Source organism: Pedobacter sp. ASV12 (genome assembly GCF_016429155.1).
Taxonomy (GTDB): domain Bacteria; phylum Bacteroidota; class Bacteroidia; order Sphingobacteriales; family Sphingobacteriaceae; genus Pedobacter.
Window position 1 is genome coordinate 1 of sequence record NZ_JAELUC010000042.1, and the last position, 17,221, is coordinate 17,221.

Genomic DNA, 17,221 nt, shown 5'->3' on the forward strand with positions numbered 1-17,221 from the left:
AGATGTGTATAAGAGACAGATTTAAGGGTGGCCACTATAGTGCCCCGTAAACTAATTGTAGGTGATTGAAAAAAATAATCTTAATTTTGAACTAATCAAGCTGTACAATTTTGGCCAAAATCAGAAAGAATTCGCGGAAAGTCCTTTATCGAAAATATTCGTCCAACATCAAATACATCATGATGGTGGCTTGTGTATTCATTATTACGCTTTACCTGCCCAAGCAGCCAAGGTTCAGGTACGAGTTTGAAAAAAATAAGGCCTGGCTTAACAAAGACCTCGTTTCGCCATTTAGTTTCGCCATCCTCAAAACCAACCCGCAGGTGGTCAGCGACAAGAAAGACGCCCTTAATCACGTATTGCCTATCTATAAGTATGACGATGAAGTGTTTAAGGGACAGGGTGAGGCTTTTTTAAATGAATTTGACGTAAAGTGGAAATCGAATGCCTTCCCGGAAAACGAGAAGGAAGCCGCTAAGAAAGCTGCTTACAATATGTTGCAGGCTGTTTATAAAAAGGGAATTATCGGCTTGTCGGCCAAGCACCAGAAAGATGGCAAGCATTACGATTTTACTTTCCTGCGCGACCATATTTCGCAAAGGGTAAATTCTCAGGATGTTTACACCACCGAAAGCGCATTGGATTACTTCAAAAATAATTTCCGATCGGCGCGACCGGCCATTAAGGATGAAATTTTAGACCTGATAGAAAGCCATCTGAAACCTAATCTGGTTTTTGATGAAGCTTTGACGCTTACTGTAGAGAAAAATACAATAAATAGCCTTTCTACTACCAAAGGCATGGTTCAGAAAGGCGAGTTGATTGTGGCCAAAGGTAGTATTATAGACGATGATGTGTATCAAAAGCTGTTGTCGTACAAAGAAGCTTATGAAGCGCAGACCAAAACCATTGGCGATAACCGCCTGGTTTACTTGGGGCAAGTGTTGCTGGTCGGTTTTATCATTTCGTTGCTGATGGTGTTTCTGCACCTTTTCAGGAAAGATATTTTTGCCGATAACCGGCAGCTGTCGCTTATTCTGCTGGTGATTACTTCCATGCTGTTGGCGCTTACCTGGGCCATCAAGCTCAACATCAGCAGCTTGTATTACATTCCGTTTTGTATCGTACCGATCATTATTCGTATTCTGTTCGATACGCGCTTGGCGCTGAACCTGCATTTGTTGGTGATTTTGATTGCTGGTTTTTTCGTGCCTAACAGCTTCGAGTTTGTGTTTTACCAAACTACGGCGGGCATGGTGGCCATTTACAGCATCAAGAACTTGGTCAAACGCGAGCAGCTGCTGATTTCGGCTTCTTTTATTTTGGGGGCTTATTTTGTGTCGTTTGTAGGAATCGCCCTGCTCAGGGAAGGTTCTTTCGCACAGATAGAATGGGCCAATTTCCTGCCTTTTGTATTCAGCGTGTTGCTGTCGCTGTTGGCTTATCCGTTGATTTATGCTTTTGAACGTGTTTTTGGCATTACTTCGGATGTGGCCTTGATCGAGCTGACCAATACCAACAACAAACTGTTGCGCGAGCTGGCTTTTAAAGCGCCAGGTACTTTTCAGCATTCCTTGCAGGTGGCCAACCTGGCTGAAGCCGCTATTTTTAAGATAGGTGGCAATGCTTTGCTGGTAAGGGCAGGGGCTTTGTACCACGATATTGGGAAGATGGAAAATCCGCAGTATTTTATTGAAAACCAAAATACAGCCACTAGTCCGCACGATAAGTTGCCTTACGAGCAAAGTGCCCAGATCATCATCAAACATGTGCACAAAGGCATCGAAATTACACGCAAAAACCGCTTACCGGAAAGTGTGATCGATTTTATCAGGACGCATCACGGCAACACCAGGGTCGATTATTTTTACCAGTCGTTTTTAAAGAACTCGCCAGAGAAATTCGTAGACGAGAATATTTTCCGCTATCCGGGGCCGATTCCTTTTTCGAAGGAAACCGGTGTGCTCATGTTGGCCGATTCGGTAGAAGCCGCTTCCAGAAGCCTTAAAAATCCGGATGCACAGAACATCAACGACCTGGTTGAACGCATCATCAACTACAAATTGGAACAGAACCAATTGGATGATTGCGATTTGACGCTAAAAGATTTGGAAACTATAAAGCTGATATTCAAGACAATGCTGATGAGCATTTACCATGTGCGTATAGATTATTTACAAACTGTGTAATTTTTTTTTGCAAACATTAATGAATTGCTATATTTGCAACCTCAAAACAACGATTTTGAGAAACGGTGAGGTGCCTGAGAGGCCGAAAGGAACAGTTTGCTAAACTGTCGTACTGGTAACGGTACCGCGGGTTCGAATCCCGCCCTCACCGCCAGCAATTGAAGCCCAACTGAAAAGTTGGGCTTTTTTTGTTGCTTGGCTTACCATAACGTAGCCTGGTGTTATTCCCAGGTTTTTTGTTTTTAATGGAAACTAATCCAATCCAAGGATATTTCCGTTTTTTTTGATTGGGCTTTTACCCTGATATACACATCCCTTGTGCCTTTTACCCGTTTAAGATAACAGGATATATTTTGGTATGCTGTATTGTATTTGGCTTTTGTATCGGCTTTCAGTTCGCCTATAATCGGTCCGTTGAGGCTATCCAGTCGGATTTCCAAAGCAGAAGCCCGATCTAAACCAGAAATCCTGGCTGTCAATACCTGGCTGCTCTTTGCCATGTTTACATTAGCAAAACGTACCCAACTGCCATTGTGCATTGCGACCAGCTCAAAGTCTCCATTGCCGATTGCGTGTTTACGGGTAAGGCTGTCTTTTTCATAAAACCATTCTGCCTCGATTTTCGGCCAGCTGGCATCATATTGCCCTACGCCTGATGCAAAATGCTTGTCCAGAAAATCAGTATCGGTAATGATACGTCCCTCGTTGTCGAAATGGCAATAAGTAATGATTGTAGCCCTGAATTTATACCCTGGTTTGAGATAATAGCACCAAGCGTGGTAAAATTGTCCTTTCCACCAAAAAAAACTGCTATGTGCAAGCGGACCCAAATGATAGCCTTTGCCGGTAATCCCAACACTAGCATAGGGGCCATAGATGTTTTTAGAAATAGCATAGGCTGATCCCCAGCTCAGGTAGTAAGTATCTTTATATTTGAAGATGTAGTTTTTGTCCATCCACATCGGGGCTTTTTCCCATTCTTGGCCTGTAATAACTATGGGTTTGGGCTTTTCGGCAAGTGATACCATGTCGTTATTGAGCTTGGCAATATGATAGCCACCACCGCTTTTGTCGCCATAAACCAGGTATGGAGTTTGGTTGCGATCGTCATCTGCAAGGATTGTAGGGTCGTGCATGGGCGCGACCAAAGGCTTGCCCAGCGCATCGGTAAATTTACCTCCTGGAGCATCTGATTTCATGACGCCTATGCCTCTTTTTCCATCCGAGAAATAGAAATAATACTTTCCGTTTCTTGATGCTGCATCACCAGCCCAGCAATCGGTAGATTGGCCATCCATGTAATTGTCTTGGGGCGAAATTATCGTTTCCAGTTTCCAGTTGACAAGGTCGGAGGTTGAAAATACTCGCCAATCCTTCATTACCCAGGTGCTGTCGTCGGGCTTGTCGTCGTGTCCGGAGTACAAATAAATTTTCTTGTTAAAAACCCTGACATGTGGGTCGGAAATACCAGGTATGCCAATGATTGGATTTTGTGCGAGTAGTGGCTTGCCAAAACCGGTGCCAAGCATGAATGCGAATAATAGTATGTTTTTTTTCATGCGGATCAGTGATTATCATGTTTCCAGGGTTGTTGCATTGGGAGTTCGGATACTTTTTTAAGTTATCAACAACTTATATGGAATGGAAGGGGGGAAGGCGAAATTTTTCACACTGGTTTGGGTGCCGTAAGTTAACAAGGGGTTCTGTTGTTTCCAAAACTAAGCTTTTTATAGAATAGTCCTTATGGTAAACATATTGTAAATGAATAGTGTTGGTTAAATACCTAATTGTATTATTCATGAAGCCCACATTTTTTTTATGGCTGCTTTTTTTGATGTTAATGAGCAGCAATCCGCTATTTGCCGGTCCGAAAATTACCCCTGTTCCTGGCCCAGCCTGTTATGATCCTGTATTTGGCAATGTATATCAGACTGTGATTACCGGCACCACATTTGATTATGACGTTAATTACTCTGGCTTATATACAGAATTGAATTGTTCCGTCAAATCTGCCCTAGGCGCTGCCGGATCTTGTACCTTGAGGAGCGGCGGGATCGATTATCCAAGAGGACAGTATTTTACCATTACCACTCACATAGCTTGCCCGATCAATTCGTATATGCCTTTGTTGTTTATACTGGCAGCAGGATTGCACTTATTGCCATTCGCAAATAGGCATTTCGACAACAGCAATAAGGTTGGGTCATTAGCCAAACTTACAGAAAGGAAAGCTGGCCTGAAACCTGACCTGCCGGTGTTTCTTTTTCCTCGAGCAAGGGATTAGTTGGTTTAGTTATTGGCATATAAGAGCAAAGGGCTACCCTTGGAAAATTCATGAATTTTAGCTTATTCAGATCAGCTTTGGAATCGTAAGCTTCAAAGCCTTTTCTAAAGAGTTCCTTCAAGTTGGGATCGTTTTCGGCTGAAGTTGAAAGCGTTTCGATTAAGGCGATATCTTTTTGGTCTTCGGGTATAAGCTCTATTCGAACAATAGTTTTAGATACGAATTGGTAGTGATACTTCATTAGGGCTGATTGAATGCCCTAAAGTAATCATATTTTCGCTTGTTTCAGTGTTGTTAAGCGTGTTTTCTTTACAAAATCATTCCTTTAAACCGACTAAAAAAAACGAGGACTAAGCATCGGGATGTGTTTACTGGCGAACATGAAGCTAACGGATAGTTCATGGGTTCCAGAACTATATCCCTGAAGCGGACCAACCGAAAAATCATAAGCATAGCCTATCCTCAATCGGTCGGAGGGAGCAAACTGTAGGCTGGCCACTGCGCTGTTCAGCTTGCTGAGATTGTTTTGGAGATTGTCTTTACGGTAAAGTTTTATACCTGTGCGGTAAGCGCCCCCAATCCAAAAACGCTCATTTAAAATGGCAAACAAGCTCATATCTAGACTTGTTGGTCCGCCTCTGTCGTCTTTGACCAGCACAGAAGGTTTTAAAAGCATGTTGTAGCCCATGGGTAGCAACATGCCTGCCGTGAAGTAATAATGGGGTCTTGGCTTGGCAATATAGGCGTAGTGCTCTACTACCGAAAATTGGGCCAGGATGTTAGCGGCGCTTAATCCTGCAAAGAAACGATCGTTGGCAAAATAAATACCTACTCTTGCATCAGGAACAATGACACTTTGTTTGCCCAAGGGTTGGTTGGGTTCTGCATCGTTGGGATTCAGCATTGCTCCATCCATGCCAAACTGCACAGCACCAAAACCAAGCCCCAAGGCTAGTCTCGAACTTCCCTCGGCGTTCATGGCAATTCTATAGGCATAATTTAAATAAACAGATTCGTTGCGTTGTGCACCCAACTGATCGGCAACAAGTTGCAGTGCCAGTCCAACTCTTTTTTCGTTGGCTGTTGCATCAACGGCAAAAGACATGGTTTGCGGAGAGCCTGTAATGCCAGTCCATTGGTTGCGGTAAAAAGCATGTAGGTTGAGCCGTTCCTTGTAGCCTGCATAGGCCGGATTAATGTAGATGCCATTGAATAGGTATTGACTAAATTGTGCATCCTGTTGTGATTTGGCCATAGCCCAGCAGCTTAGCAAAAAAAGAATGATTATGATGCGTTTCTTCATATTTCTGAAGCTTAGTTGTCTTTTTTAAATGTGCGGATGAGGGTGATGTAGCCTTTGTAGACTTTCCAGCCATCCATGGCCGTTTCGCGAACCTTGAGTATATAATAATAGGTGCCTTCGTTCAGACCAACGCCTGTCCACGTATTGCGGTAATTCTGGGTCTTGTAAACTTCATTGCCCCAGCGGTTTACAATGGTAAGTTCATTGGCGCCAAAAAATGGTAGTCCCCTGATTTCGAAGGTATCGTTGGTGCCATCGCCGTTAGGGGTAAATAAGTTGGGGATGGTTAAGGAGCCTGTTGCCAGTTTAGTAAAATAACTGCCGTTGACCAATGGATCGTTGCTTAGGCTAAGGGCCTGATTTGTATGGACGCCAATGACCGGATTTGTACTTTTCAGGATGTCCCACTTTTTATAATCGGCGTAGCGGGCAATGTTGGCATTTGCATCAATAAAAAGAGCACCATTGGTATTTTTATTATGTTGTAGCGTTAGGCCTGTTGTTGAAGAAATCTGGCTATAGATATGCCAAACCCTATTCATGCCAAGTGCAGGATCGGCAATAGGTTTTGTTGAGGCTAGGCTGTTTTGAACGCTAACAAATATTTTGCCCGGACTGGCAGGTGCTAAGGTAGCTGGAGTGTAGTCGCCTTCATTGATGCCAACGGGAAATACAAATTCTTCGCCACCTTTAAAGTCTTTAACCAAATGGCCTTGTACGCTGTTAGAAGTAACCACCATGCGGTCTTTGCCGTAGTTGAGCAATTGCCCGTTTTTATCAAAGGAAAGATCGTGGCCATTTAAAATAATATCGGCGCCATCTACGGCCAAATCAAGTGTGCCTCCCAAGTTTAAGGCGGCGGCCAGCTGGCCCAAAGGGTTAGCCGTTCCATAGCCTGGATCTGCAAGGTCTTGCAATACGATGTTCATCTCGTTTTGATTGGAAATAAGCAATTGCACAAAAAAGCCATTATTGCCATCAATCATGGTTGCCGAATCGGGCATTTCAGGATAAGCTGGATTGCTGCCCGGGTTGTGAATGACGATGCTTCCTGTTCCACTAAATTTTGCTCCCGGAGCAATCCACACATTACGGCTCCAGATTTCTAGCGTGCCATTGATTTCCCAATTGGTTTCTGGGCCAAAATAGCTGCTTTCCGAGAAACGTAGCTCGGTAGTGCCTTTGGCTATCATTACCGTCGAATTGTCAACTGTTATGCTGCCCTTGCCATTTTGAGCTCTTACGCCGTTGCCAAAGTAGGCAAACAGCACCAAAAGCAGGCTCAAACTGGTTTGATGTATTGTCCTTTTGCTGAAATTCTTCATCATAGTCCAGTTTTCCAAGATACGTATACTTCAGTGCCCATGACCATAAAGGTGTATAACGAATGTTTACCCGCTACGGATGGTCCATTGTCTGTAGGCAAATGGATGGTGAAACCTGTAGCGGTAAAAGCAGCTGTGCCTGAAACAGTGCCTTTTACAGCCAAGGTATACACGCCACCGTCTTTAATATGTTTGAGCTCGAAAGTGTTGCCGGCATCTGCATTGGTATAGGCGAGGTTGCTCTTGGTAAAATCGATGCTGATGTTGAAGCCTGCATCATAGGCACCCTGATTGGCAATGGCACCATTAACGGTAAGGGTAGAAGAAGTGTTTGAAGCGCCGATAAGCACATTGCCGGTTTGGTCTACATTAATGCGTTGCTGTCCGTTGCCATCGGCAATAATAATGTTGCCTGACATAGCCGGATCGGTTACCGTAATGTTAGAACCCAAGAAAGTGTTGCTGTTTCCAGTTACTACACCGCTACCGGAAGATATACCTATAAATATATTGTTGCCCGAAGCATCAATTGGATCGTAAGTGCCACCGGCCTGCGTACCTATAAAAATATTGGCCTGGCCAAGCTTGTTTTTCTGACCCGCATAAAAACCCATGGCTAAGTTCAGCGAACCTGTCGTGTTGCTTCTCAAGGCATATTGGCCCATGGCAATATTGCTATAGGCGCTGGTATTGTTCTCTAGAGAGAAGGGCCCCAAGGCAATGTTATCTTGTCCGGAAATGTTTCTGGTGAGGGCCTGATAACCAACTGCCATGTTGTTGAAACCCGTAGTATTGGCGGCTAGTGCTGTGCTGCCAACGGCAAAGTTGTATGACCCGTTGGTATTGCTATACATGGTATTACCAAGCACGGTATTGTCGTGGCCAGAAGTATTCTGTGAAAGTGCATTGGCTCCAATGGCAATATTGTTGCTGCCATCGCTATTGTCTCTTAATGCATTAGCTCCTAGGGCAATATTGGCCGTGCCGTTCGTATTGTTGTATAAAGCCAGCCTGCCTACTGCTAGATTTGATCCCAATTGGCCACCGCCCAAGCCAATCGTTAAGCCGTTAATCGAGGCATCGCCTCCGCTTAAGGTAAATTTGGCAAGTTGCTGGGCAGCCGAAGAATTTGAACTGGCGGAAGCAACGGTAGCCGCAGTATTGGCGCCAACTGCAATAGCGCCGGTTTGGTAAATATTTTGTGTATTGTCGTTAGCCTGGGTAGTACTGCCAAATACCTGCCAAGGTTCTATGGCACTGCTGGTTGAAGTAATGGTTTTTAAAACGCCGTCTGCATCTACTACCACTATTTTATCGGTGGTTGCGTTTCCGGGAGTGGCTGGCAGATTCACTATGCGCGCGTTACCATTTACCTGCAAGGTTTCATCAAAAGATATACCCTCAAAATTGCTGAAACCTATACCTGTTTTCCCGTTTCTGAGGACGGTAAAGGCATCTCTTCGCTGCGAACTGCCAAGGCCATTCCCAATATTGAATGCCCGGTCTTTGCTTAAGGTCAGTCCTGTATTTGTAGAAACATAATCGGTTGGATAAGTGCCACCTACTATTTCGTTGTTGGTTCTGGCCATACTTCCAACTCCACCTAAAACAATGGCATTTTGGCCTTCTGCCAGGTTGTCAATTCCACCCAAAATAACTGCACGCCCCCTGGTAACCGTATTGTTTTGTCCACCAATTACGGCAGAGCCGTTTCCTGCCATGGCAACTGTGGTTCGATTGCCTTCTCCTCCAACAATAGCAGAATACGGCACGGAGGCACCATTGTTATAGCCACCTGCAACAATGGCGCCATCAGCTGAAGATACGTTTTGGTTTCCGCCCAAAACAGCACCATAATATCCAGAAGATTGATTTTCTTTTCCGCCAACAATGCTTGATAACGGCCCTATGTTTCCAGTGTGATTCTCGCCAAAACGTACGGCACCATTCACATCGAGCATAACCGGATAAAAGCCGCCTACACTTACCGCGTTCTTGCCAATCGATACGCTACCCATTTGGTAAATATTATCGGTGTTGGCTGTGGCCTCGTTGGTGGTGTTTTGGATGTACCAAGGTTCGGGCATAGCTGTTATTTGGTAAGGTGAGGCTGTTGTTCCACTTCCGGTTACCGTTGTGTTTGATCCATTGGTAATAAGGCCTATTCCGCCTTGTGGTCCAGTTAATCCTGTTGGCCCCTGCAGACCAGTTGCACCTGTATTACCAGTATCGCCTTTGTCGCCCTTGGGGCCTTGTGGTCCCGTAGCCCCTGTAAGGCCAACCAATCCCTGGGCACCAGTTGGTCCGGTCAGTCCGATAGGCCCCTGCAGACCAGTTGCACCTGTATTGCCAGTATCGCCTTTGTCGCCCTTGGGTCCTTGAGCACCGTCCAAGCCTGCTGGGCCTTGCGGTCCCGTAGCTCCGGTGGGGCCAACCAATCCCTGGGCACCAGTTGGTCCGGTCAGTCCGATAGGCCCCTGCGGACCGGTTGCGCCTGTATTGCCGGTATCGCCTTTGTCGCCCTTGGGTCCTTGAGCGCCATCCAAGCCTGCTGGGCCTTGCGGTCCCGTAGCTCCGGTGGGGCCAACCAATCCCTGGGCACCAGTTGGTCCGGTCAGTCCGATAGGACCTTGCGGACCGGTTGCGCCTGTATTGCCGGTATCGCCTTTGTCGCCCTTGGGTCCTTGAGCACCGTCCAAGCCTGCTGGGCCTTGCGGTCCCGTAGCTCCGGTGGGGCCAACCAATCCCTGGGCACCAGTTGGTCCGGTCAGTCCGATAGGCCCCTGCGGACCGGTTGCGCCTGTATTGCCGGTATCGCCTTTGTCGCCCTTGGGTCCTTGAGCGCCGTCCAAGCCTGCTGGGCCTTGCGGTCCCGTAGCTCCTGTGGGGCCGACCAATCCTTGGGCACCAGTTGGTCCGGTCAGTCCGATAGGCCCCTGCAGACCGGTTGCGCCTGTATTGCCGGTATCGCCAGTATCGCCTTTGTCGCCTTTGGGCCCAATGGGTCCTTGTGGTCCGACCAATCCCTGAGCACCCTGTGGCCCGGTTAATCCTATCGGTCCTTGTAGACCAGTGGCTCCGGTATCGCCTTTGGCACCTTGAGACATTTTGACCCATTTGGTTCCATCGTTATAGTAGATGCCCGGCGAAACATCGGCTACCGTAGCCATATTATAGACCATCATCCCTGCTACATGCGCAGACAAAGGAAAGGCATCGGTTGTTGCCTTTAAAGAAATTCTGGTATGCAATAAGCCCTTGCTGGTACTTTCCAGTTCCAATATGGCATCTTTGTTGGGCAGGTTAACACCTGTTACTGTTCCGTCTTTAACTTTTTGTTGGGCAGAAGATAGCGAACTGCAAAATATCAGGGCCGAAATGCCGAAAAGTGCTTTTTTGATCATGCGCATTTAAATCTAGTTTTTCTCTAAATTTGCGCCCATAGCTTCTTTGATCAGGAAAACGATAAACCAAAAAACCTCGAATGCTTTTGCTAAAACATCAAAATCTTAAAAATTAGAAAATAAATTGCCATTGGCATTTTTAAGAATACGTGACAAGACTTAATTGGATTTGAGAGCTGATTAGATGAAAATAGGCGATGGTTAATTTAGATTGTTGTTTTACATTAACGACAAATATATAACATAAAATTAAAACTGTAAACGATTAGTTACAGTAAGTGAAGAAACCGTATCAGGTTTGTGTATGGATTTAGGCTAAGCACGAATTTAGCTCAGTTTTGCCTGTCCGGTAATTGCTTGGCGTGGTACCGGTAGCCGTGCGAAAATGGCGGTTAAAAGTGGCGCGTGAATTAAAGCCACATTCCTGCCAGATCAAATCGATGGCCATATCGGTTTCTTGAAGCATTCTGCAGGCCATCTTTACCCGGTACCCATTTACAAACCCATAAAAATCCGTTTTCATTTGCATGTTAAGGGTTTGTGTAACATGGTGTATAGGCGCTTGAACGGCCTTGGCCAATCCTTTCAATGAAAGTTCCGCTTCCATGTATATTTCCTGGTCAGCCACCATCAGCAGGCGCTTGGCAATTTCTTCCATGTCTTTTGCCGTTAGGGGCGATTTGTGATATTGTTTTTGTTCGGCATCTGTAGCTTCTTTTGCAGAAAGCTGTTTTGTAAAATACCTGAAAAGGGCCAAAGCCATGGAAAGGAAGACCAGCCAGTTGACGATGAGCGTACTTTCGGGTACAAAGAAACCTTCCGGATTTTTAGAGGTATGCCTATAGGCTATGCCTACAATATTTGCCATGACCGCCATAGGCAACTGTGTAATAATCAACAGCAAAAAAGCAGCATGGTTGCCGCTGGTATGTCTTTTAGACATGGCCTTGGCAATGACTGCCATCAGGTAACCAATCGATAATATCGTTGAGCATACCATGAGCCAAACAGTAGTGGTATGCGTTGCAAAAAACGACCCTTTAAAGATATTTGCCTTAAGAGAGAGCATAATCAACAGCAGGGGTACGAACAGGTGTAGGCAAACCTTGCTGTTTTTAGGATATTCGCCTATTACAGCTAAGCTAAACAGGTAGGCAAAAGGTCCGGCTAGCACCAGAAAAGGGAGAAAAGGCAACCTAAAAGCATCGGTGCCAAATAGACCGAAAAGATTACTGGCGCAAACAAAAGCTATAAACAATGCGATGTTGGCCCAAAGCCCAAATTTGGCAATGGGTTTTAAGCGACAGACTTTAAAAGCCAGCAGCATATTAGCCGAAAGGATAGAAAAAAGCGTAATTGAAAATACAATAGTCATCACAGGCCAGGGTACCTGCATTTGATTTTGCAGATGCTGTTGCAAACCTGCAGAGAATAAGTGCGCATTGCAACGGTTGCACTATCCAGATTCGTTAAAACGGATAATGTTTAGGCGCTTAAAGCACCTTTCGGCCATGAATTTGGTATATTGATTGGTTTTGCCAACCATACTTTGCCTTTAGGAGGCTTCTTGGGTAACGCGTTGTATTCGTTTTTCCTTATCGTCCTTGTTCAGGTTTTCGATGAATACCGAAGGCGAAATTCCGGTTATCCCTTTAAATATTGCGCCAAATTTGCTGTGCGACGAGAAGCCGTATTTTTGGGCGAGGTAGGCAATCTTGTATTTGCGTACCATCGGATTTGTACGAAGGTCGTTTAAGGCATAATCGATCCTTAAGGCATTGATGTAATTGTTGAAATCCTTTTCCTGGTACTTGTTGATGATATAAGAAACATAGCGCGTGTTCGAATTCAGTTCGCTGGCCAAGCCTGATAATGAGATGTCGCCCTGCAGAAAAAAGTGCTTTTCTTCCAATTTGGCAAGCCCTTCGCGGAGCCGGTCTTCTGATTCTTTAGACATGAGCTCGCTATGCTCTGCTTTTGGTAAAAGGCTGTGGGCCGGTGTTTTGTCGGCTTGTTGGAGCGCTTCCATTTTTTTGATCAGTTGCTCGTACCTGAACCGGTTCTCTTTTTCTTTCTTGTTTTTGAACAGCCACATCACGATCAATGCAACCAGCAACAAAGCCGAGGCGCCGGTTAGCAACAAGGTCAGACGGTTGCTTCCAGTTTCTTTTTCCTTCAGCTCGGCAAGCAACTGGTTCGAAATCTTTTTGGTGGCTGCGGCACGCTCGTCTGAGAGATTTGAGTAGGCATTTTGGTAAACCAGGGCAGTTTTGGCGTCGCCTATAACACTGTAATAGTTAGCCATACTTTTGCTGAGGCCGATTTTGGCATTGGAGTTATTGGAACGTTGGGCATAGCTTTCGGCCAGCTTGTAATTGCTCAATGCCTCTTGATATCTTTTTTCGGCCAGCTCAACATCACCCAGGCCACAATAAATAAAAGCCTTGAGTTCGCTTTCTGTGCTGCCCAAGCGGGTAATGGCATTAAGCAGGCTCACTTTGGCCTTGGCATAATTTTTTAAATTGAAATAGCAAAGGCCCGAAAGCTGGTCGTTGGTGGCCAAAAATACGTTCTTTGAGGCTTGGTCTTGCACTTCGAGAAAGCCTTTTTCTGCCTGTGCAAGCTGTTGCAGCCCCAATTTGTAATCACGGTCTTCTTCGATGGCGTAATAGGCTTTTTCTTGAAGAATAAGCGCTTGCGAAATAGTAGTGGCCGGCGATTTTTGGAGCTTTGAATTGGTGGTTTCGGCAATTTCAAGATACTTGCGTGCCTGTTCGGTCAGGTTTACATCCCGATAAAGCGTTGAAAGAAAGCCAGCAATCCGTACTTTAAAGGCATTGCCTTTTTCATCGTCAGGAGCCAACTTCTCGGCATCGGCCGCGCAGACCAGGGCCTTGGCAAAATTGCCCGAACGCTGGTACAAGGTAGCCAACAACATTAGGCATTTCATTTTGTGATAATCGTCATGCGCCGTTAAAAGTAGCGAATCCGACATCTTTAAGGCTTTTTTAATATCCGAGGATGCGATTTCAGTGGCTATTTTGGTATAGGTTTCGTTGAATTGCTTATCCTTGGTTTCCTGCGGATTGTTGGCTGTAGAAACAAAACACTGCGCCAAAAGCAACAGGAGGAGCAGGCATTTGATAGGGAGACGTGGTTTCATTGACGGGATGAGTCAAAAAGATGTAACAATTCACCAATATAGGAATGCTTTTTGGAATGACCAATAAAATTTATCTTCCTGCCAACAAATTGAAACTACGCTCTATAAGCCGTTTCGTTGGGCGCTTTGCACTTTGAGCGCTTTGTTTTTGGGATGTCTGACTATCGATGCATCTACCGAAAGGTGGAAAATGGCCTGCAACAGGAGAATGAACAACCCGATGTAGATATAATGCTTATGGCTTAAGGTGTTAGCAGCAGGGGTCTGGCTTTGCGCTTTCATATTGATTAATTTGTTGCTACAAAATTGCGCAGATCGGTTTGGTCATATTTTGACGGCAATCACTTTTGGTTATGATTATGTGCAGGATTGATTGAATTGTAATCTATGGCATTTGCTGTCGTTAGTTGGGCTTTGGCTTGTTGTCTCCTTTAAAAAAGTGATATTAATCATTTTTTTTGGTGATAAATATGGTCTTCGGTCCTCAGGCTTTGCGCTAATTTTGGATCAACAAGCATGACCAGATTCACATGATCCACAAATTCCACATCCCCGTTTTAGGTTTAGGCTATTCGATAGATACGCCCTTAAAAGTTGCCAAATATGGTATTTCATCTGTTGTTTCTATTGTAGACGACGAACTGATTGAAAGGATGCGCGCCTATTATGCCGAAAAACAAGGAAAACCTTACCTAGCCATCAAAAAAGAAGCGCCCAACAGCCGCTCGCAAAGAATTACGGCCTACCTCAATATGATGAACGAGGAGGTAAATAAGCAGTTTGAAGAACTCAAGCAACAGGAATTCGAGCCTGGAACCGATATTTGCAGGTATTTTGAGCTGCTGCCGGAAGAATCGCAACTGAAACAAGGTTATGAGCTTTTGATGGATTATCCAGAAGGCGAGCGCAAAACAATTTTCAAAAACCTGCTTAAAAAACAGCTGCAGCTGGGTGCTATCGACGTTAACATCATGGCCAAGGTAGATAAAGCCAATTTTAACCAGAACGACGAATATACCGGCGATGAAAATACCGACGCCTTGGCTGCCCTGCGCGGTTTTGCCGAAAGCAACCTCAGCTCTTCGGTTATCCTCTCGGCGGGCATGAACCCTCGTTTGTACAGCTATATCGAAAAATTTGCCGATTTCTTTCCAGACAAGAACGGACAGCTCAACAAGAAGCTGATTTTGAAGGTAAGCGATTTCAGGTCGGCCTTTATTCAGGCCAAGTTCCTGGCCAAAAAGGGTTTGTGGGTTTCAGAATTCAGGATAGAATCTGGATTGAATTGTGGGGGGCATGCCTTTGCTACCGAAGGTTTTCTTTTGGGACCGATTTTGGAAGAATTTAAGCAGAAAAGGCAGATGATGCTCGAAGAACTGTATCAGCTTTATGTACAGGCCTTGCAAGAAAAAGGCATGAGCAATATTTGTATGCCGGTACAAAAGCTCAGCGTACAAGGTGGCATCGGCACCGCCAAGGAAAACGAATTTTTATTGAAGCATTATCAGCTTGACGCTACAGGTTGGGGAAGCCCATTTTTATTGGTGCCCGAGGTAACCAATGTTGATGAGGAGACCTTGCAGCAGCTAGCCGATTCGACAGAAAGTGATTTCTACCTCAGCGGCTCTTCGCCCTTGGGTGTGCCATTCAATAATTTTAGGCAAAGCAGCATCGATGCGCAGCGCTTAATGCGCATTAAAAAAGGCAGGCCAGGCAGCCCCTGCACCAAAAAATACCTGTGCAGCAATACCGAATTTACTACAAACCCTATTTGTACGGCATCAAGGGAATACCAGTACCTCAAAATCAACGAACTCAGGGCTTTGGATCTTCCGGCAAAAGAGTACGACGAGCGCTTTGGACAGATTACGGAAAAGGCCTGTCTATGCGAAGGCTTGACCAGCTCGGTTTACCTTAAAAACAAGATGCTTAAGCCCAAAGAAAACAAAGCAGTAGCCATTTGTCCGGGACCTAATTTGGCCTATTTTTCGAAAATCTATTCTTTGGAGGCCATGGTAGGCCATATTTACGGCAAAACCGACTTGTTGGCCAGCGTAAAAAGGCCACACTTCTTTATCAAGGAGCTGAACCTGTACATTGACTACCTGCAAGCCGAATTGCAAACGCAACTGAAAGAATTTAACGAGAAAAAGCAAAATCAGTTGCAACGTTTCAAAAACCAGTTGCTTTCAGGTGTCGATTACTATAAATATCTGTTTAATCAGCTCGCTAGCCAGGCCTTATTTGTAAAAGACAAGATTGAACAGGAGCTGTTGAGCGCCGAAAATGCACTGTCGGACACTATTATTGAATCCATTGAAATCAAATAGTACGAAAACTCGTTATATTTGGATACAAGATAAGCAATGGAAAGAGCACAACTGTTAAACGCGATTATCGAAAATGCCATCGACGGCATCATTACCATTGACGATAAGGGCTTGATAGAACATATCAATCCTGCCGCCCTGCAGTTGTTCGGCTATTCGCGCGAAGAAACGGTTGGTAACAACGTAGCCATGCTCATGCCTCAGCCAGATAGGGCCAGGCACGACAGCTATATTTACAATTACAACCACACGGGGCATAAAAAAATTATTGGCATCGGGAGGGAAGTAACAGGCCAGCGTAAAGACGGTAGCACTTTTCCGTTCAGGTTGGGCGTAAGCGAAGTGAAATTTAGCGACAGGAAGATATTTACCGGCTTTATCCACGATTTGAGTAGGGAGAAAGAAGACGAACAAAAAATCAAAAGCTATACCGAAGAACTGGAGGTAAAGATAAAGGAGCGTACGCAAGACCTCATTAAACTGATCAACGAGCTCGAAACGGCCAAAGAGGTTGTGAGCGAAATGTTTGAAAAGGAAAAGGAACTGAACCAGCTCAAAACAAGGTTCGTTTCCATGGCCTCGCACGAATTTAGGACACCGTTGAGCGCTATTCAGCTTTCGGCTTCGCTCATTGATAAATATACCTTGAAACAGGATGTGGCCAATGTAGAAAAGCACACCAACAAGATCAGGAACTCGATCAATAACCTTACCACCATCCTCAACGATTTCCTATCGTTGGAAAAACTGGAGGCTGGAAAGGTACAGCCCAATGCCAACTGGTTCGATATCATTTCGTTTGCCGAAGAAATTGCCGAAGAGATGCAGCTCATTAGCAAGCAGAACCAGCTGATTGTGTACGAGCACAAAGGCGTTACCGCTCAGGTTTACCTCGACCAGCATTTGCTTAAAAACTGTATCATCAACCTCATTTCCAATGCCATTAAGTATTCTGGTGAAGATACCATGATCCAGTTTAACAGCACCATCAGGGAAAACGAACTGACCATTGATATTACCGACAATGGAATAGGCATTCCCTTGGCCGATCGCAACAATTTGTTCGAACCCTTTTTTAGGGCGCATAACACCGGCGACATTCCGGGAACCGGCTTGGGCCTTAATATTGTGAGGCGATACGTTGGATTGATGGACGGAACCGTAAGCTACATCGGCGAAGAAAAGGTAGGCACTACGTTTAGGTTACATTTTAGATTTTAACA

General features: G+C 45.1%; 11 protein-coding genes and 1 tRNA gene. 4 read left to right on the forward strand and 8 right to left on the reverse strand.

What is annotated here, in order from left to right:
- The first annotated feature begins 110 nt into the window (after positions 1 to 110).
- Entirely contained in the window at positions 111 to 2,189 is a 2,079-nt protein-coding gene (locus tag JHD69_RS11425) for an HD family phosphohydrolase (RefSeq protein ID WP_370583483.1), read from the forward strand.
- Positions 2,190 to 2,253: 64 nt separating this feature from the next.
- Positions 2,254 to 2,343 (forward strand) — tRNA-Ser (locus JHD69_RS11430).
- A gap of 88 nt (positions 2,344 to 2,431) precedes the next feature.
- On the opposite strand, the gene JHD69_RS11435 is transcribed toward JHD69_RS11430, so the two are convergent.
- From JHD69_RS11435 to JHD69_RS11470, 8 genes are all read right to left on the reverse strand, one after another.
- Positions 2,432 to 3,748, reverse strand: coding sequence for a family 43 glycosylhydrolase (locus JHD69_RS11435; RefSeq protein ID WP_199140417.1), 1,317 nt, complete (start codon positions 3,746 to 3,748; stop codon positions 2,432 to 2,434).
- Between the two features lie 657 nt (positions 3,749 to 4,405).
- Positions 4,406 to 4,714: a hypothetical protein gene (locus JHD69_RS11440; RefSeq protein WP_199140419.1), complete on the reverse strand. Its 309-nt coding sequence runs from the start codon at positions 4,712 to 4,714 to the stop codon at positions 4,406 to 4,408.
- A 93-nt stretch (positions 4,715 to 4,807) separates the two neighbouring features.
- Positions 4,808 to 5,776, reverse strand: a complete 969-nt coding sequence (locus JHD69_RS11445; protein ID WP_199140421.1) for a PorP/SprF family type IX secretion system membrane protein — start codon at positions 5,774 to 5,776, stop codon at positions 4,808 to 4,810.
- Between the two features lie 11 nt (positions 5,777 to 5,787).
- Entirely contained in the window at positions 5,788 to 7,101 is a 1,314-nt protein-coding gene (locus JHD69_RS11450) for a gliding motility-associated C-terminal domain-containing protein (protein WP_233165875.1), read from the reverse strand.
- On the reverse strand, positions 7,101 to 10,505 hold the full coding sequence (locus tag JHD69_RS21370; RefSeq protein ID WP_304622305.1) for a hypothetical protein: 3,405 nt from the start codon (positions 10,503 to 10,505) through the stop codon (positions 7,101 to 7,103). Before JHD69_RS21370 ends, JHD69_RS11450 begins: the two co-directional genes overlap by 1 nt.
- Before the next feature lie 310 nt (positions 10,506 to 10,815).
- Positions 10,816 to 11,901 carry a helix-turn-helix domain-containing protein gene (locus JHD69_RS11460; protein ID WP_199140425.1) on the reverse strand — a complete coding sequence of 362 codons (1,086 nt, stop codon included), beginning with the start codon at positions 11,899 to 11,901 and terminating at the stop codon, positions 10,816 to 10,818.
- 159 nt (positions 11,902 to 12,060) lie between these two features.
- Entirely contained in the window at positions 12,061 to 13,668 is a 1,608-nt protein-coding gene (locus JHD69_RS11465) for a helix-turn-helix domain-containing protein (RefSeq protein WP_199140427.1), read from the reverse strand.
- Between the two features lie 102 nt (positions 13,669 to 13,770).
- The gene (locus JHD69_RS11470; RefSeq protein WP_199140429.1) at positions 13,771 to 13,950 is read right to left on the reverse strand and encodes a hypothetical protein; all 180 of its coding nucleotides are present in this window, start codon (positions 13,948 to 13,950) and stop codon (positions 13,771 to 13,773) included.
- Positions 13,951 to 14,198: 248 nt separating this feature from the next.
- On the opposite strand from JHD69_RS11470, the gene JHD69_RS11475 reads away from it, so the two are divergent.
- Positions 14,199 to 15,998 carry a hypothetical protein gene (locus JHD69_RS11475; RefSeq protein ID WP_199140431.1) on the forward strand — a complete coding sequence of 600 codons (1,800 nt, stop codon included), beginning with the start codon at positions 14,199 to 14,201 and terminating at the stop codon, positions 15,996 to 15,998.
- A gap of 36 nt (positions 15,999 to 16,034) precedes the next feature.
- Positions 16,035 to 17,219, forward strand: coding sequence for a PAS domain-containing sensor histidine kinase (locus JHD69_RS11480; RefSeq protein WP_199140433.1), 1,185 nt, complete (start codon positions 16,035 to 16,037; stop codon positions 17,217 to 17,219).
- Positions 17,220 to 17,221: the final 2 nt, after the last annotated feature.

What these genes read in the sequence shown, in the direction of transcription:
- JHD69_RS11460 (WP_199140425.1), bottom strand. Translation starts at nt 11,901, where the DNA reads ATGCAGGTACCCTGGCCTGTGATGACTATTGTATTTTCAATTACGCTT.
- JHD69_RS11445 (WP_199140421.1), bottom strand. Translation starts at nt 5,776, where the DNA reads ATGAAGAAACGCATCATAATCATTCTTTTTTTGCTAAGCTGCTGGGCT.
- JHD69_RS11470 (WP_199140429.1), bottom strand. Translation starts at nt 13,950, where the DNA reads ATGAAAGCGCAAAGCCAGACCCCTGCTGCTAACACCTTAAGCCATAAG.
- JHD69_RS21370 (WP_304622305.1), bottom strand. Translation starts at nt 10,505, where the DNA reads ATGATCAAAAAAGCACTTTTCGGCATTTCGGCCCTGATATTTTGCAGT.
- JHD69_RS11440 (WP_199140419.1), bottom strand. Translation starts at nt 4,714, where the DNA reads ATGAAGTATCACTACCAATTCGTATCTAAAACTATTGTTCGAATAGAG.
- JHD69_RS11480 (WP_199140433.1), top strand. Translation starts at nt 16,035, where the DNA reads ATGGAAAGAGCACAACTGTTAAACGCGATTATCGAAAATGCCATCGAC.
- JHD69_RS11435 (WP_199140417.1), bottom strand. Translation starts at nt 3,748, where the DNA reads ATGAAAAAAAACATACTATTATTCGCATTCATGCTTGGCACCGGTTTT.
- JHD69_RS11475 (WP_199140431.1), top strand. Translation starts at nt 14,199, where the DNA reads ATGATCCACAAATTCCACATCCCCGTTTTAGGTTTAGGCTATTCGATA.
- JHD69_RS11465 (WP_199140427.1), bottom strand. Translation starts at nt 13,668, where the DNA reads ATGAAACCACGTCTCCCTATCAAATGCCTGCTCCTCCTGTTGCTTTTG.
- JHD69_RS11450 (WP_233165875.1), bottom strand. Translation starts at nt 7,101, where the DNA reads ATGAAGAATTTCAGCAAAAGGACAATACATCAAACCAGTTTGAGCCTG.